The following is a 16,103-nucleotide window of genomic DNA, read 5'->3' as shown; positions in this document are numbered from 1 at the left end:
TCACACCGGCTTTAGCCGGTTGGTTTGGAATATTTGTGATCGAGACCATCGATGGCCGCGACATTGCCGGCGGACGACCCCTGAGCGTCGAAGTCTGAAGCGAGCCAGCTATCCACGATGGCCTTCGCGAGTTCCGGACCGACCACCCGAGCGCCGAGCGTGATGATCTGGGCATTGTTGCTCTTCGCGGCCCGCTCCGCTGAGTAGGTGTCATGGGTCAAGGCGGCGCGGATGCCCGGAACCTTGTTGGCCGAAATGCTGACGCCGATGCCGGTGCCACAAAAGAGAATACCGCGATCGAACGTACCGGCCGCAATCGCCAGGGCCGCGCGTTCAGCCGTATGGGCATAGAACTCCGGCGCACTCTCCTTCGAAACCGAATAATCGGTGACCTGCAGATCCGGTTTCGTGGCGAGATGTTTGGCAATCACCTCGAGCAGAGGATGTCCGGCGCTATCGGCCCCGATCACAAGCTTCATCTTCGACTCCCTTAGCGGTTCGCATCGTTGTCGTGCGCCTGACGTGTGGCTGTTCGCGACCGAATACAAGCCATTTGCACGTCCGACAGGTTTGTGAAAATATTGCAAGGCTTGCAAGAATTTTCACGCGACACCACGATCGATAGGATTGATGAGGCTCCGTGAGAGAGCCCGTCCGGAGGATAGGCCCATCACGTTCAAACTCTCGCTTAGCACCAATCCGTTCGTCAATCGCTTTGCCGAACCGGAGGATCTCGTCGCGGTTCTGGCGCGCGACGTCGGCATCGGCTCCGTGCAACTCACGCATGAGTTCATCAATCCGAGTTGGCCAGCTGCGCTGATCGCAAGGCTGACGGCCAGGATGGCGAAGGCTTGCGCGGCCGAGCGGCTGCACATCACGTCGATGATGACCGGCCCTTATGGGCGCTTGAACCATTTCGGGCATCCCGATGCCGACGTGCGCGCCTATTACGTCGACTGGTTCAAGCAACTGGCCGATATCGCAGCCGATCTCGGTTGCCCGGCCATCGGCACTCAATATGCCATTCTGACCTATCGCGACTTCGACGACGTCGCGCGCCGCAAACTCGTGCTGGATGCGGCGCTGGATTGTTGGCGACAGGTGGCGGAGCATGCGGCTCGGCGCGGGCTGACCTACCTGTTTTGGGAGCCGATGTCGGTTGCGCGTGAATTCGGTCATACCCTGGCCGAGACGCAACGCCTGCAAGACGAGATTGACGCGGCCAAGCTGCCGATCCCGCTGAAACCGATGGTCGATATCGACCATGGCGACATCTCATCCGCAGATCCGTCCGATACGGACCCATACCGCTGGGCGGAGGATTTCGCGGCTCAGTCACCCATCATCCACATCAAGCAGAGTTCCATGAACAAGGGCGGCCATTGGCCGTTCACGGAGGCCTATAATCGAGACGGCAGGATCACGCCGGAGCGTCTGATCGCTGCCGTGCGGTCGGGTGGGGGCACCGACAACGAGCTCTGTCTCGAACTGGCCTTTCGGGAGCGTGAGCCGGCCGACCGCGCCGTCGTGAGCAGTATGGCAGAGTCTGTTGCGTTCTGGGCGCCGTTCGTGGATGTCGGGCGCTGACCTCACAAGAAACCCAAGGACGACATCATGGCGGCCAAGCGACCGTGGATCGGCACCAGCTTCAAGATGAACAAGATCCGGGCCGAAGCCCGTGACTTCGCCCGCGCGCTGGTCGCAAGCCCTCTGATCGAGACAGCCAACGCCAGGCTCTTCGTGATCCCGCCTTTTACATCGATCGCCGATGTCGCCGATCTTCTTGCAAGGACGCCCGTTACGGTCGGGGCGCAGAACATGCATTGGGCTGAAGCGGGAGCCTGGACCGGCGAGGTGTCGGCCGCCATGATCCTGGATTGCGGCGCGCGCCTCGTCGAGATCGGCCATAGCGAGCGGCGCACTTTCTTCGGCGAGACGGACGAGACCGTGGCGAAGAAAACCGCGTCGGCGGTTCGGCATGGTCTTCTGGCCCTGGTGTGTATCGGCGAAACGCGAGACGCCTACGACGCAGGGCAAACAGCAGCGGTGCTCGAACGTCAGGTTCGCGCGGCGCTGTCGCTGGTTGGACCGGAGAGCCGAAACGCCATCGTCTTCGCCTATGAGCCGGTCTGGTCTATCGGAGAGGGCGGCATACCGGCCGATCCGGATTTCGCCGACGAACAGCATCGCCTAATCAAAGCGCTCACGACCGCGATCATGGGGGAGACGCTCGATGTCGTTTACGGCGGGAGCGTCAATCCAGACAATTGCCGCAAGCTTGCTGGCAAGCCGCATATCGACGGGTTGTTCATCGGCCGCTCGGCCTGGGCCGCGAGCGGCTATCTTGGGATCGTCGATGCCGTGACGACCAGCCTGCGAGCGGGTTTTTAGCGCGGGCTATTTACCCCGGCATCAACGCGGGCGACGTCGAGCTCCGCTGCTGGACCTTGTCGTCGGCATCCCACCCCGCCAGCACTTTATCGAGCGTCAGGGGGTAGTCGCGAATGCGAATGCCCGTGGCGTTGAACACCGCATTGGCAACAGCCGCGCCGGCGCCGCAAATACCAAGTTCTCCGATGCCCTTGCTCTTCATCGGGCTGGATTTGTCGTCGAGTTCAGGCAGGAAAACCGCCTCGATCTGTGGAATGTCGGCATGGACCGGGACATGATACTCGGCCAGATTATTGTTCATGAAGGTGCCGTAGCGCTTATCGATGACGAGATCCTCGACCAAGGCCGCTCCCACGCCGAAGGTCATCCCGCCAATCGCCTGGGACCGCGCCGTTTTGGCGTTGAGAATGCGCCCGGCTGTGAAGACGCCGAGCATCCGCCGAAGCCGGATCTCGCCCGTATCCATGTCGACGCCGACCTCGGCGAAATGCGCGCCGTAGGAATCCTGTGAGTATTTCTTCCGCGAGTCGCCCGGGTCGGCCGCACCGTCGGCGACCAATCCTGTGGGCCCGACAAGGTCGGCCAAGGTTTGTGACTGCCCGCCCGCTTGGATCGTGCCACCCGAGAAGACCGCCATCGACGCGTCAAGCTTGGCGCGCTGCGCCAGCAGGTTTCGCATCGTCTCGCAAGCGTCGTAGACCGCCGCGCCCGCCGAGTTTGCGCCGAACGAACCGCCCGAGCCGGGGGCTGCCGGGAACGCCGTATCGCCGAGTTCGACCCGGACCTTATCGATCGGTAAGCCCAACATATCGGCTGCGATCTGTCCAAGGATCGTGTAGGAGCCTGTGCCGATATCGGTCATCGAGGTCTGCACCGTCGCGACGCCGTCATGGTCGAGAAGAACCCGGGCCTTGGCGGGCAGCATCGGATTGCCGCGGATAGCCGCAGACATCCCCATACCGACCAACCAGTGGCCATCCCGAACCGAGGCGGGCGTCACGTTCCGCTTCGACCAGCCGAACAGGTCAGCGCCCTTCTGCATGCAGGGCACAAGCGAACGACTGGAGAACGGAATTTTCTTTTCTGGGTCTTCGGTCGGCTCGTTGATGATGCGGAGAGCGATCGGATCCATCTTGAGCGCGACTGCGAGTTCGTCCATGGCGCATTCCAGCGCCAGAAGTCCGACGGCTTCGCCCGGTGCGCGCATAGAGGCCGATACCGGCAGATCCAGCGTCGCCAACCGATGCGCCGTCATCCGGTTTGGTGCCGCGTAAATGCTGCGGGTCGCATTTGCTGCGGTCTCGTAGAAAGCTTCGCCGGGCGTGTTGTTGGACCAGGACTCATGGCCGATCGCCACCATCGTCCCATCCGCCTTTGCCCCAAGGCGCAGACGCTGGATCGTATCGGTCCGATGCGTCGTGACGTGGAACACCTGAGGCCGGGTCAGCACCAGCTTCACGGGCCGATCGAGCATCTTGGCTGCCAGCGCCGCCAGAATCGCGTCGGATTGAACCTGCAGCTTCGCCCCGAAACCGCCCCCGACGTAACGGCTCAGAAGCCTGACCTTGTCTTTCGGCATGTTGAGCGTCGACGATACCGTTTCGAGGCCGCGGCTCAGCATCTGATTGGCCGTGTAAAGCGTGAGTTGGTCGCCGTTCCACACCGCGATCGTCGCATGGGGCTCCATCATCGCATGGGCTTGCGGCGGCGTCGTATAGGTCACGTCGACCGTCACGGCCGCTTCGCCGAAAGCGCCGGCAAAGTCACCCAGAGCAGAATCGGGCTTGCTGCCATTGTTTGGCTTCGGCACGACAGCGTCGCTGCGCCCCGCCGCAAGGTCGAAGGTCCCGGGCTTGGCGTCGTAGGTCGGCTTGACCATGAAGGCCGCCGCGCGTGCTTGCTCGAACGTCTCGGCGACAACGAGGGCAATCGGTTGGCCGAAGAACAAGATCTTGTCACTGGCGAGTTGGGGTGCGCTAGTCGATGTTTTCGGGCCCTGCGCGGGCACGTTCTGATGCGTCATGACGAGCAAGACGCCCGGCGCCTTTTCGGCTGCTGCCGTATCGATCGCACTCATCCGGCCGGTTGCGATCGTGGCTTGAACCAAGAAGCCATAAGACATCTTGCCGCCGACATCCTTATATTCAGCCGCATAGGTCGCCGCGCCGACGACCTTAAGGGGGCCGTCGACACGATCGAGCGATTTTCCGATGACCCCGCCTGCCTGATCGAGAGGCGTCTGACCGACCGGGTTGTTCATGTTGATCATGATGGGCTCCTCACGCCGATTGGGTGGCGGCGGTCAACACGGCGTTCAAGGCGCGGCGGACCAACGGGATTTTAAAATTATTCTCGCCATAGCCCTTCGCGCCGACGAGGACGGCATCGGCCGCATGGTCGAGCAACGCTTTGTTGGCCGTCTGTCCAGCCAACATCGCTTCGGCCTGCGGTTCGCGCCACGGCTTATGGGCCACGCCGCCGAACGCCAGTCTGGCTGATCCGATCTTGCCGTCCGAGGCGTCCACGATGGCGGCTACCGAGACGAGCGCGAAGGCATAAGAGGCCCGATCGCGCACTTTGCGGTAGATTTGAACGCCCTTCGGCGGCGCCGGGAGCGTCACGGCCGTGATGATCTGACCATGCTGCAGGGTCGTTTCGATCTGCGGCGTGTTGCCGGGAAGGCGATGGAGATCCGCAATCGGGATCGATGCCGTCTGGCCATCGGGCGTCACCGTCTCGACGGTCGCATCGAGCACCCGCATCGCGACCGCCATATCTGACGGGTGAGTCGCGATACAATCCTGGCTCGCCCCAAGGATCGCGTGAATGCGGTTGAAGCCCTCCAGCGCGGCACAGCCCGAGCCGGGCTCGCGCTTGTTACAGGGCTTGGACGTGTCGTAAAAATAGTAGCAACGCGTGCGTTGGAGGAGGTTTCCGGCCGTTGTCGCCTTATTGCGGAGCTGTCCCGAGGCACCCGACAAGAGCGCGCGGCTGAGCACCCCATAATGCTGACGCACGCGGGAGTCGGCCGCGAGATCGCTGTTTCGAACCATGGCGCCGATCCGCAAACCGCCCTCTGGCGTGTCGTCGATCGCCGCAAGCGACAGGCGATTGACGTCGACCAGGTGGGTGGGTGTCTCGACCTCGAGCTTCATCAGATCAAGAAGATTGGTGCCGCCGGCGATGAATTTGGCATTGGTATTGTCGGCCACCGCCTTCGCGGCGGCGACGACGCTATCTGGGCGCTCGAACGTGAAGCTCTTCATAGCGTTGCTCCCGATGCGTCCTTGATGGCCGCCACGATGTTCGGGTAGGCGGCGCACCGACAAATATTGCCGCTCATCCGCTCGCGAATTTCGTCATCGGTCAGTGCTGGATCCTGCGTGAGATCGGCCGTCACGACGCTCGGCATTCCGGCCTTATGCTCGCTCAACATGCCGGCCGCAGAGCAGATCTGACCTGGGGTGCAATAGCCGCATTGGAATCCGTCGTGATGGACGAAGGCCGCTTGCAGCGGATGCAGCACATCACCCTTGGCGAAACCCTCGATCGTCGTGATTTTATCGTCCTCATGCATCGCCGCGAGGCTCAGGCAGGAGTTGATCCGTCGTCCGTTGACCAGCACCGTGCAGGCGCCACACTGGCCGTGATCGCAACCCTTCTTCGAGCCGGTCAAACCGAGATGCTCGCGCAACGCGTCAAGAAGCGTGGTTCTCGTATCGAGATTCAAGGCCTTGTCGCTGCCATTGACCGTCAACCGGACAGCCATCGTTGAGAGACCGGGGTCTGTCGGCAGAACAGGAGGCGCCACCGGGTTCACTTCGGCCGCGAAGCCGGGGCGGACAAAACCGAGGACCGCAAAGGCCGCGCCACCCTCGATCACTTGCCGGCGTGTGACGCCGAACGGCGTATCGTCGTCGAGACTCATGATGTTCCTCGTCGTGTACCGGCGGGAGCGCAAGCCTTCGGGACATATTCCCAAGAAGAAAGGGCTAGCGTCGGGCAATGGCCGCTGTTGCGAACCATTCCAATCTAGATGTCGAACGCGAGGACGCTCCGCTTAGGTCCACGCATCTTGCGCGACATCCCGCCGCCGACGTGACCGACCGGAGGGGTCTATCGTGAGGTAAGACTTAAGGTAGGCAGCACATAGGTGGGCTTATGCGAGGTTGCCGCCAGCATGTCGCGTAAGGTCGCATCGTCGATGTCTTGCAGAAGGCCGGTTCGGACCAGCGCAGTCTTGAACCCGGCGCTCTCACCTCCCAGCACGTCATGCTCAAGGCTATCACCGATACAGAGAACGCGGGCCGGATCATTGCCGACGCTCTTGGCGGCGTGCCGATAAATCGCACCGAACGGCTTTCCGACATAGGTTACACGGCCGCCAAGGGTCTCGTAGATTGCCGCGATGGCGCCGGACGAGGGCTGCGGCCCCTCGCTCGTCAGCATCATGCGATCGGGATTGGCGCAGAGCGCCGGGACGTGACGCGCTGCCGCCGCTACCAACATGTTGCTGTAATGGTCGAGGCTGGTCCGGGGACAGTCGCTGCCCGCCATGACGATGAAATCCGCGCTTTCGGGTTCGGCCACGACAATCAGGTCGAGGCCGTCGAGGCCATAATCGTCGCCCTGTTTGCCAATGATGTGGACCCGGCACCCGGCTTCGAAAGGCTCGCCGAACGCTCCCGTCCGCAAGCCCTGCCACGTGACCTCACCCGAACTGACCAGCGACGAATAACTCGATCGCGGAAAGCCGATCGCCTCGATGCGGGCCATGTTGGGGCCGGTGCGTTTGCCCGAATTGGTTAGCACGATGACGATCTTGCCAGCTGCCGTCAGCCGCGACATCGCCTCGACCGCACCTGGATAGGGCGTCTTGCCATCATGCATGACGCCATATTGGTCGATCAGAAAAGCATCGAAGCGGGTCATGATCTCGTCGAGACCATCGATGAACGTCGACATCGTCATACCGTTTCGATCCTCTTGCCGTGTCTCAGGCCGTATTCAATCCGCGGCGGGCGAGCCATGCCGCGCCGCAGGCCGCCTCCGCATGCGCTGGGGGCAGCAAAGCAACGCCCGTCAGGCGGGATCGGATGCGCGACCACGCTGCATTGTTGGCCCCGCCGCCGACGGTGCGGATCGACACGAGCGGCGGCCCGCCGAGTTCGGCAAGCCGACGATAGCCAAGCGCTTCGACCGCCGCGACGCCTTCGAGAAGCCCTTGGAAGAAGGTCGCGTCCGACGCGGGGCGCGGTTCGCAACGAGACGGCAGCGCCGGGTCGTTGATCGGGAATCGTTCTCCGGGGCCGGGCAGGGGATAATAATCGAGGCCGGTCGGCGTGTCGGCATCGAGCTCCGGTTCGAGAGCGCGCATTCGCTCGGCCGTGAAGAAGCCGAGCAGGGCCGTTCCGCCGCTGTTCGAGGCGCCGCCCGCAAGCCACATGTCGCCGATCCGGTGGCTGTAGATGCCATAGGCAGGCGCGAAGATCGGGGCATCGCAGAGAAGCTTCAGGACCAGCGTCGAGCCGAGCGATGTGACGCCCTCGCCGAGACCTGTAGCCCCTGTCGCCAGAAAGGCCGCGCAGCCATCCGTCGTGCCGGCCACGACCAGGGTCGTCGGTTCGAGCCCGAAGGCTGCTTCGGCCTCTGCCGCGATCGGGCCGATCGGCGTTCCGGCCGCCACAACCTTCGGCAACAGACCGATCCGGAGACCGGTGGCGGCGATCCAGTCCGGCCAGCACCGCTCGACCGGGTCATAACCGGTCTTCAAGGCGTTGTTCTCGTCGGAGGTGCCGAACCGCCCCGTCAACCGCGCCGCGATCCAATCGGCCTGGTGCAGAATACGAACGGTCCCGGGCTGATCCTGAAGCGCCAAGGCTCGGCCGAGCGCCGAGGTCGCGCCCCGCGCGGCATTGCCGTCGGGCGCCACGCCGCCGATGCGGGCCACGATCTCGGGCGGGCACGTATCGTTGTAGAGGCTGGCCCTGCCGATCGGCTGACCGGCCTCGTCGACCGCCAGCACCGTGCCGGAGGTTCCGTCAACCGCGATGGCACGCACGCATGCGATATCGATCGTCCCGAGGATCTGGTGCAATGCCGTCTCGGTCGCAGTCCACCAGACCTCCGGGTCCTGGGTGATCCGTGCCCCGACTCGGTCGGGGGGCGCCATCGGCACGGCGGCGCTTGCCACGACACGATCCGAGGCGTCGATCGCGACGATCCTGACGCCCGACGTGCCGATATCAATGCCGAGGACGAGAGTGTCGGCCGGCCGATCGGCGTTCGTCATGCCGGTGTCCGGTCGAGCGCCTGACGATATTTCTCCGCGTCCCAGCCGAGCAGGGCGGCTTCGTCGTCATGGGTCAGATAGGCCAGCGGCGCGTCGGCGGGCAGGCGCGACATGACGTCGGCGAGGCAGCCGCCGAGCGCCCGCATGGCGGGTGTCGCGTCCTTGCGGAACAGCACGCCCGCGCCGGGTACGACCAGCATCGGCGGATTGGTACGGCCGGAGCGCGCGATAGCCTCGGCGACGCTTTCGCCGGGCTGTGACGTGATGATCGAGGGTCCGAGAAAGATCACATGATCGGGGTAGAGCGAGCCGCCGGCCGCGAGGCGACACACGCTCGCCTCCACGCCGAGCCCATGCAGCGCCGCATCGGCGATCTCATAGGCGGTGCCCTCCGCCAGCGCCGCGAGCGTCGCATCATCGGCGGGGCTCGCCGGCTTTTTCGGGACGCGCAGGCGGCGCACCACCTCGGTCAGGAGGGCATCGGCCTCCTCAACGGTGTCGGCCGCCACCACGAGGCCGTGGTTTGCCAGCACAAGGATGGTGGTGTCCGGCTTCAGTTCCGCGACGATCGCCTGAGTAAGCGGCACGCCCGGCCGCGCATAAGGCACGACCACATAGGGCAGACCCGCGAGCGGAGCCGCCACGCGGTCGCGCACGTCGGAGCGGACCGCATGCGCGAGTGTCTCGACGCAATGGACGTGAACCACGATCCGCTGCGGCAGCACGGCGTGTAGGGTCGTCTCGATCGAGGGACGAAGCTTGTTGTCGTTGAGGTCCTGCCGGACGAAATCGACGCTCGTCTCACAGGCCGGGTCATTGCGTTTCAACGCGTCGAGCAGCGGCTCGAGCGCGACCGGCACCATGATGTCGCGTGTTTCAGCCTCGGCCAGCCACGTGCCGGAGGCTTTCACCCAGAGAACGCCGTCGATCTTGATCGAGACGTTGCCCCCCGGACCCTGAACCAGCGACGGATCGGACCCGACGCGGACCGCGAGCGCCGCCAAGGCGAGGCTTTCGGGCGATGTCTCGCGAAGCTGCATCATGCGGCGGCATCCATCCAGTGTTCGAAGTCTTGACGCTCGGATGGCGTCATATGCAGGCTGTGTTTGGTGCGGCGTTGCAGGATGTCGGCCGATGTCTTGGCCCATTCGGTACGCTGCAGGAATTCCGCTTCGCGCTGATACAGCAGGCCGCCGAAGTGCCGGCCGAGATCGTTGAGCCTGGTCGCGCCTGTCAGCAACTCGCGCGCCCGCGTTCCGTAAAGATGCGCGTAATGTTCGGCCAAGGCGGGCGGCAGCCAGGGCGTCTCGGCCTGCAGCGTCGCAAGGAATGCGTTGAAATTGGCATCTTTGATGTCGCCGCCCGGCAGCGCTTCCTTCGCGGTCCAGGCTTTCCCGGCGGCCGGGAAGGTCGTGGCGAGTTTGTCGAGCGCATGTTCGGCGAGTTTGCGAAATGTCGTGATCTTGCCGCCGAAGACCGACAGCATGGGCGCCTGGTTCTCGGGCTCGTCCACTTCGAACACGTAGTCGCGCGTCACGGCCGATGCATTGGCTTCCGCGTTATTGTCGTAGAGCGGACGCACGCCCGAAAAGCTGTGGCGGATGTCAGCCTTGGTGAGCGGCTTCACGGCGTAGCGGTTCACGACCCGCAGCAGATACTCGATCTCCTTCAGCTCGATCGCGACGTCTTCGGGTCGACCCTCATAGGGGATGTCGGTCGTGCCGATGAGGCAGAGGTCACCCTCATAGGGGTTTACGAAAATCACGCGCTTGTCGTCGTTCTGCAGCAGGTAGGCCTGCGGCCCGTCCCAGAATTTCGGCACCACGATATGGCTGCCTTTGACGAGCCGAACCTTATACTGGCTGTTACGCCCTGCGATGCGGCCAAGAACATCCTCGACCCAGGGGCCGGCCGCATTGATCAGGGCGCGCGCCTTGACCGTGCTGGTCGTGCCGTCCTGCCCGCGCATCTCGATCTGCCAGAAACCATCGATGCGCCGTGCGGAAGTGGCGGCCGTTCGCGGCAGCACTGTCGCGCCGCGCAACTTAGCGTCGAGGGCGTTGAGGATCACAAGGCGCGCGTCGTCGACCCAGCAATCGGAATATTCGAAAGCTGTCTTGTAGGCGGGCTTGATCGATTTCCCCTCCGGATCGCGCCGAAGATTGATGCGACGCGAGGGGGGAAGCAGTTTGCGGCCCCCGAGGTGATCGTAGAGAAACAGCCCCAATCGAACCATCCAGGCGGCGCGCTGTTCGGGCGAATGGGGCAGCACGAAGCGCATCGGCCAGATGATGTGCGGCGCGGCGCGCATCAGCACCTCCCGTTCGATCAGCGCCTCGCGCACCAGCCGGAACTCGTAATATTCGAGATAACGTAAGCCGCCGTGGACGAGCTTACCGGAGCGCGAACTGGTGCCTTCGGCGAGATCGCCCTTCTCGCACAGCAGGGTCTTCAAGCCACGGCCGGCCGCATCCCGCGCGATCCCGGCTCCGTTGATGCCTCCACCGATGATCGCGAGATCGATCGTGCCGTAATCCACCATGAGGCGCCATCCTTCACCCAAGTTGCCGCGTCTGTTAGCAGAGGTTGAGCAGCGGCTCGCCCTTGATATAGCGTCGCACATCCTCGGCGGCCTGTTCGGCCGCATAAGTCACGGTCCGGACCGAGGCGCCCGCGATATGCGGCGTCAGCGTGACGTTCGGCAGCTTGAGCAGCGGCCAATCGGGCGGCACCGGCTCGACCGCGAATGTCTCCAGCATGGCGCCGCGCAGATGGCCGCTCGCCAAAACATCGTAGAGCGCGTCGTAATCGACCATCGGGCCGCGCGCCGTGTTGACGAAGATGGTGCCGGGCCGCATCCGCGCGAAGGCATCGCGGCCGATAAAGCCCGTCGTTTCCGGCGTGACCCGCGAATGGAGCGTGATGACGTCGGATTGCTCCAGCAACGTCTCGAGCCCGACATGCTCGACGCCATCGGCTTTGTCGGCGGCACTGATCTGCACATAGGGATCGGCCACCAGAATTTTGCATCCGAAGGCCTTCAGCAGTTTGACGACGCGGCTGCCGATCGCGCCATAGCCGATGATGCCGACCGTCATCTCGTTAAGTTCCCGGCCGGTCGTGTCGGCCCGGTAGAGTTCACCGCGCCAAATACCCTGGCGCAGCGCTTCATGCCCGGCGCGGATCATCCGGGTTTCCGACAGAATGGCGCCGATCGCGAATTCCGCGACCGCGCTGGCGTTGCGGCCGGGGGTGTTGACCACCTTGATGCCGCGCTCGCGGGCCGCCGTCATGTCGATGTTGACGGGACCGCCGCGCGACACGGCGACGAATTTCAGCGCCGGCATCCGATCCATCATGGCGCCCGACAGGGGCGACAGATGGGTGACGAACAATTCGGCATCGCCGACGAACGCGACGATCTCGTCCGGGTCGCCAAGATATTCCTTCAGTCCGCTCAACGCAGAGCCCGCATAGCCATGCTCCATCGGCACGTCCGGCCAGGGCTGTTCGAGGGTGCGGATCGTCTGGTCGTTGCCGCAGGCCGCCACGATCTTGTCGGCGAAGACCGAAGGCAGCATGAAACGGTCGCCCACGATGGCGATGACCTTACCCATGATGACGCTCTCTCCGTTGTTCGTGCAGCGCATGCCAAACGGGCGCGCTGGCCTTTCGTCCCGCCACATAGGCGGGGAACAGGCGATCGTAGCGGTCGACCAGGATCGGGTCGGGGTCGAGCGCGGGTTGCAACAGCGGGCGCACCCAATCCTCCGCACAGGCCGACAGATCGGGGTAGAAGCCGAGCGCGACCGCCGCGATCATGGCGACGCCGGCCGCGCCCGCTTCTTCGCGGCTGCTGGTTCTGATCCGGGCGCCGAGCACCCCGCCCATGATGGTCCGCATGGCCTTGCTGCGCGCCGCGCCCCCGGTCACCCGGATTTCGGCCGGAACGCCGCCCATTACGGCGTAGCAATCGCGCGCCGCGAAGGCGAGCCCCTCGAAGACGGCACGCATCAGGTCGCTGTAGCCGTGCCGCACCGACAGGCCGAGGAATTGCGCCCGTGCGGTCGGGTCGACGAACGGGCCGCGCTCCCCCGCTTCCGAGATGTAGGGATGGAAGATCAGGCTTCCGGGTTCGGCGCTGAGCACGCGCGCATCGACGCCGGCCAGAAGATCGCGCCGCGAGATCGAGACATCATGGTCGCTGAGAACGCCGCGCGCGAGGTCGAGCAACCAGTCAATGTTGATGGTCGAGGCCATGTTGGACTGCAGTTGCGCGAAGGCTCCGGCGATCGGAAACGCCATCGTGTAGCCGGTGCAGTCCGGGTTGAGCACGACATCGTCGATCGAGGATGCCAGCCGCGCGTGCATGCCGGTCGAGCCGATGACGGTGCAGCCCGCTTGCGCCTCGGGATCGAACAGGCCGGCGCCGAGAATGGTCGTGATGACATCGACATAGCCGAGCACGATCGGCAGCCCGGGCTCGAAGCCGATCTCGCGCGCCGCGACGTCGGTCAGTTCTCCGACCTCGCGCATGCCATCGACGATGGGCGGGATCAGCCGTGCCTCGTCGGTCAAGCCGAGGGCTGCCACCACCGCGGGGTCGACGGCACGGGTCCGCATGTTGCCGTAGGTGAAGATGCTTTCGGATGGATCGCAGGCCCGCACGCCGGTCAGCTTGAAGTAGAGCCAGTCCTTACAATGCAGCGCTGTCGCGGCGCGCGCCACCACATCGGGCCGGTGGCGCTTCAGCCACAGGAGTTGGGTGCCTTGCTGGCAGGCATTCACGCCCGATCCGGTCCGCTCGAAGATCGCACGACCCTCTGGCGCATCCCGGATCGTCTGGGCGATGTCGCCCGCTCGCGCATCGAGCCATAACCACGCGGGCGCGACCGGCCGTCCGTCGTCGTCGATCAGCCACGTGCCATCTCCTTGCGCCGTCACCGCGATGGCGGCCGTGCGGCGCTCGAGATCGGGCACCAGCCCGGCCAGCCCCCGCAGCGTCGCGGCGGTGTCGCTCCACGTGCGGGCCATGTCCTGCTCGGCCCCAACGCCGTCGATGCTCTCGTATGTGTTGGGCAGCGCGAAACAGGCGATCTGCTCGCCCCGTCGCGTGAACGCGACCGACTTGATGACGGAGGTGCCGGCATCGATCCCGATCAGGAGATCACGGATCATGCCGGCGTCATCCCATGCGCCAGCGCTTGGCCGGTCCCTGGATCGAAGAGATGCAGGTCGGCGGCCTCAACGCCGAACGGCGTCACGGTGCCGAGCTTGGTCCTGACCCGCTCGCTCGTCACCGAAACGAGCAGCTTGCCGGCCACCTCGGCCGCCACATGCGTCTGGTCGCCGAGCCACTGGTTCGAAACGATCTTGGCCGAAAAGGCTCCCGAGCCGATCTTCACCTTGTGGGGCCGGACGCCGACCACGATTTTGGTCCGATGGCCGACCGCAGCGCGAACCGCCGGTGTGAGGCCCACGCCTCCGAAGTCGAGCACGGGGCCGTTTTCGATCGCGAGCCGGGCGATGCCGCCGGTCTCGACCACATGGGCGTCGAACACGTTCATCGGTGGTTCTCCGATGAAGGTCGCGACGAACAGATTGGCGGGCCGATCCTTCAGATCCTTTTGGCTGGCGAATTGCTGCAGGATGCCGCCTTCCATGACGGCGATCCGGTCGGCCAGCGCATTGGCCTCGGTCTGGTCGTGGGTCACGAAGATGGCGGTCATCCCGTTCTGGTTCAGCAGGCTCTTGATGCGGCCGCGCAAAACCGATCGCAACTGTGGCTCGAGTTGTCCCATGGGCTCGTCGAGCAGGTAGAGATCGGCCTTGCGGACCAGCGCGCGCGCCAGCGAGGCACGTTGTTGTTGCCCCCCCGAGATCGACGATGGGTAGCGATCGAGAATCGACTCGATCTCGACCAGGGCCGCAATCTCAGCCACGCGCTTATCGGTTTCGTCGCGCGAGACCTTGGCGCTCTTCAGCGCGAAGGCGATGTTCTCTCGCACCGTCAGTGGCGGATAAAGCGAGTAGCCCTCGAACGCCATGGCGACGTTGCGCTTGGCTGGCGGCAACGCATTGATCGACCGGCCCGCCAGGGTGATTGTGCCGGACGAGACCTCCTCGAAACCCGCCACCATGCGCAACGTCGAGGTTTTGCCGCAGCCGGACGAGCCAAGCAGGGCCACAATCTCGCCTTTGGCGATATCCATGTCGAGTTGGCGAACAGCGTGAACCGGCCCCTTGCCGCGCCGGTGATAAAGCTTGTTGACGCCGGTCAGAGCCAGGGCGGTATCGGTCATCGGAGCCTCCCGGCCGTTGCGGCGGTCGGCGTTGTGCGAGCCATGCGAGTGCCGCTGGCGCCGTCGAACAGCAGGACGGCCGTGGGGTCGATCGTCAGATAGGCACGACCATGGGCGCGGTCGGCGCTGGCAGGGTCTCCCGACGAGGCGAGCAATTCGCGGCCATCGAGCGTTTTGACGAGAAACACGTAACGCTCGTTGAGCGGCGTGACCGCCAGAACGTCGACTGGGATCGCGTCATCGGCCGCGCCATCGTGCAACACGAGATCCTCCGGCCGCATCCCCAAGATGCAGGCTTGCCCCGGTTTCATGTCGAAGCCGTCGCCGATGTGCACGCGCGTGTTGGCGATCGTGACCGTCAGGCCGGCTCCGTTGCGGGTCGGCTCGCAGGGGAGCAGGTTGATGGTCGGATCACCGAACAATCGCGCGATCTCGACGCTGGCCGGGGCGTTGTAGACCTCTTCCGAATCAGCGATCTGAGCGACTTTGCCGTTCAGCATCACGACGATTCGGTCGGCCAGCGCCATCGCCTCCTTATAGTCCTGCGTCACATAGAGCGCGGTCGCGTTGTAGCGGCGCAGCAGGTTGGGTAATTCGAGGCGCATTTCGTAGCGCAGCTTGGCGTCGACGTTCCGCAACGGATCGTCGAGCAGCAGCAGTTCGGGTTCGGCCACGAGGGCGCGCGCCAAGGCGGTGCGCTGCTTCTGGCCGTTCGATAGCTCGCGCGGGCTGTGGCCGAGCACATGGTCGATCTTGAGCATCTTGGCGATGGCCTGGACGCGCGTATAGATCTGATCTTTCGGCGTGTCGGTCGCGGTGAGGCCCGACGCGACATTGGCGTAAGCCGACATATGCGGGAACAGCGCGAAATTCTGAAACGCCATGCCGATGCCGCGCGCTTCCGGGCTGTCGGTCGTCACATCGCGCCCGGCGATATGAACCGATCCGCCATCCGGCTCTTCGATGCCGGCGATCAGACGGAGCAGAACCGTCTTGCCGGCCCCGGAGGGGCCGAAAATCGCGACGATCTCGCCGCGATCCACCCTGAGCGCGACCGCATCGACCGCTGTGCCGGTCTTGAACGTCTTGGTGAGGCCTGAGAGTTCGAGCTGGGCCAT

At 64.4% G+C, this 16,103-nt stretch carries 14 protein-coding genes; 2 read left to right on the top strand and 12 right to left on the bottom strand.

Going from position 1 to position 16,103, the window contains the following annotated elements:
- Positions 1-11 precede the first annotated feature (11 nt).
- Positions 12-479, bottom strand: coding sequence for a D-erythrulose-4-phosphate isomerase (gene derI, locus EY713_RS02105; RefSeq protein ID WP_131113350.1), 468 nt, complete (start codon positions 477-479; stop codon positions 12-14).
- 190 nt (positions 480-669) lie between these two features.
- On the opposite strand from derI, the gene EY713_RS02100 reads away from it, so the two are divergent.
- A complete protein-coding gene (locus tag EY713_RS02100; protein ID WP_131119152.1) occupies positions 670-1,587 on the top strand; it encodes a TIM barrel protein in 918 nt (305 codons plus the stop codon).
- Between the two features lie 27 nt (positions 1,588-1,614).
- On the top strand, positions 1,615-2,391 hold the full coding sequence (locus tag EY713_RS02095; protein WP_131113349.1) for a triose-phosphate isomerase: 777 nt from the start codon (positions 1,615-1,617) through the stop codon (positions 2,389-2,391).
- A 10-nt stretch (positions 2,392-2,401) separates the two neighbouring features.
- Here the strand turns inward: EY713_RS02095 and EY713_RS02090 are convergent, their stop codons facing one another.
- From EY713_RS02090 to EY713_RS02040, 11 genes are all read right to left on the bottom strand, one after another.
- The gene (locus tag EY713_RS02090) at positions 2,402-4,657 is read right to left on the bottom strand and encodes a xanthine dehydrogenase family protein molybdopterin-binding subunit (RefSeq protein ID WP_131119150.1); all 2,256 of its coding nucleotides are present in this window, start codon (positions 4,655-4,657) and stop codon (positions 2,402-2,404) included.
- 13 nt (positions 4,658-4,670) lie between these two features.
- Positions 4,671-5,657: an FAD binding domain-containing protein gene (locus EY713_RS02085; protein ID WP_131113348.1), complete on the bottom strand. Its 987-nt coding sequence runs from the start codon at positions 5,655-5,657 to the stop codon at positions 4,671-4,673.
- Positions 5,654-6,319, bottom strand: a complete 666-nt coding sequence (locus tag EY713_RS02080; protein WP_131113347.1) for a 2Fe-2S iron-sulfur cluster-binding protein — start codon at positions 6,317-6,319, stop codon at positions 5,654-5,656. Before EY713_RS02080 ends, EY713_RS02085 begins: the two co-directional genes overlap by 4 nt.
- A gap of 188 nt (positions 6,320-6,507) precedes the next feature.
- The gene (locus EY713_RS02075) at positions 6,508-7,362 is read right to left on the bottom strand and encodes a TIGR01459 family HAD-type hydrolase (RefSeq protein WP_131113346.1); all 855 of its coding nucleotides are present in this window, start codon (positions 7,360-7,362) and stop codon (positions 6,508-6,510) included.
- Between the two features lie 25 nt (positions 7,363-7,387).
- On the bottom strand, positions 7,388-8,683 hold the full coding sequence (locus EY713_RS02070) for an FGGY-family carbohydrate kinase (protein ID WP_131113345.1): 1,296 nt from the start codon (positions 8,681-8,683) through the stop codon (positions 7,388-7,390).
- Positions 8,680-9,726 carry a class II aldolase/adducin family protein gene (locus EY713_RS02065; protein ID WP_131113344.1) on the bottom strand — a complete coding sequence of 349 codons (1,047 nt, stop codon included), beginning with the start codon at positions 9,724-9,726 and terminating at the stop codon, positions 8,680-8,682. The genes EY713_RS02070 and EY713_RS02065 overlap by 4 nt, the downstream gene beginning before the upstream one ends.
- A complete protein-coding gene (locus EY713_RS02060) occupies positions 9,723-11,225 on the bottom strand; it encodes a glycerol-3-phosphate dehydrogenase (protein WP_131113343.1) in 1,503 nt (500 codons plus the stop codon). The genes EY713_RS02065 and EY713_RS02060 overlap by 4 nt, the downstream gene beginning before the upstream one ends.
- Before the next feature lie 34 nt (positions 11,226-11,259).
- Positions 11,260-12,300 carry a 2-hydroxyacid dehydrogenase gene (locus EY713_RS02055; protein ID WP_131113342.1) on the bottom strand — a complete coding sequence of 347 codons (1,041 nt, stop codon included), beginning with the start codon at positions 12,298-12,300 and terminating at the stop codon, positions 11,260-11,262.
- Positions 12,293-13,861 (bottom strand): FGGY-family carbohydrate kinase, encoded by a 1,569-nt coding sequence (locus tag EY713_RS02050; RefSeq protein ID WP_131113341.1) that lies wholly within the window; start codon positions 13,859-13,861, stop codon positions 12,293-12,295. The genes EY713_RS02055 and EY713_RS02050 overlap by 8 nt, the downstream gene beginning before the upstream one ends.
- The gene (locus tag EY713_RS02045) at positions 13,858-14,985 is read right to left on the bottom strand and encodes an ABC transporter ATP-binding protein (RefSeq protein ID WP_131113340.1); all 1,128 of its coding nucleotides are present in this window, start codon (positions 14,983-14,985) and stop codon (positions 13,858-13,860) included. The genes EY713_RS02050 and EY713_RS02045 overlap by 4 nt, the downstream gene beginning before the upstream one ends.
- On the bottom strand, positions 14,982-16,103 hold the full coding sequence (locus EY713_RS02040; RefSeq protein ID WP_131113339.1) for an ABC transporter ATP-binding protein: 1,122 nt from the start codon (positions 16,101-16,103) through the stop codon (positions 14,982-14,984). The genes EY713_RS02045 and EY713_RS02040 overlap by 4 nt, the downstream gene beginning before the upstream one ends.

This window comes from Lichenihabitans psoromatis, from assembly GCF_004323635.1.
Classification (GTDB): Bacteria; Pseudomonadota; Alphaproteobacteria; order Rhizobiales; family Beijerinckiaceae; genus Lichenihabitans; species Lichenihabitans psoromatis.
This window is presented reverse-complemented; position numbering and strand designations above follow the sequence as displayed.

What these genes read in the sequence shown, in the direction of transcription:
- derI (WP_131113350.1), bottom strand. Translation starts at nt 479, where the DNA reads ATGAAGCTTGTGATCGGGGCCGATAGCGCCGGACATCCTCTGCTCGAG.
- EY713_RS02095 (WP_131113349.1), top strand. Translation starts at nt 1,615, where the DNA reads ATGGCGGCCAAGCGACCGTGGATCGGCACCAGCTTCAAGATGAACAAG.
- EY713_RS02085 (WP_131113348.1), bottom strand. Translation starts at nt 5,657, where the DNA reads ATGAAGAGCTTCACGTTCGAGCGCCCAGATAGCGTCGTCGCCGCCGCG.
- EY713_RS02080 (WP_131113347.1), bottom strand. Translation starts at nt 6,319, where the DNA reads ATGAGTCTCGACGACGATACGCCGTTCGGCGTCACACGCCGGCAAGTG.
- EY713_RS02075 (WP_131113346.1), bottom strand. Translation starts at nt 7,362, where the DNA reads ATGACGATGTCGACGTTCATCGATGGTCTCGACGAGATCATGACCCGC.
- EY713_RS02070 (WP_131113345.1), bottom strand. Translation starts at nt 8,683, where the DNA reads ATGACGAACGCCGATCGGCCGGCCGACACTCTCGTCCTCGGCATTGAT.
- EY713_RS02065 (WP_131113344.1), bottom strand. Translation starts at nt 9,726, where the DNA reads ATGATGCAGCTTCGCGAGACATCGCCCGAAAGCCTCGCCTTGGCGGCG.
- EY713_RS02060 (WP_131113343.1), bottom strand. Translation starts at nt 11,225, where the DNA reads ATGGTGGATTACGGCACGATCGATCTCGCGATCATCGGTGGAGGCATC.
- EY713_RS02055 (WP_131113342.1), bottom strand. Translation starts at nt 12,300, where the DNA reads ATGGGTAAGGTCATCGCCATCGTGGGCGACCGTTTCATGCTGCCTTCG.
- EY713_RS02050 (WP_131113341.1), bottom strand. Translation starts at nt 13,861, where the DNA reads ATGATCCGTGATCTCCTGATCGGGATCGATGCCGGCACCTCCGTCATC.
- EY713_RS02045 (WP_131113340.1), bottom strand. Translation starts at nt 14,985, where the DNA reads ATGACCGATACCGCCCTGGCTCTGACCGGCGTCAACAAGCTTTATCAC.
- EY713_RS02040 (WP_131113339.1), bottom strand. Translation starts at nt 16,103, where the DNA reads ATGGCCCAGCTCGAACTCTCAGGCCTCACCAAGACGTTCAAGACCGGC.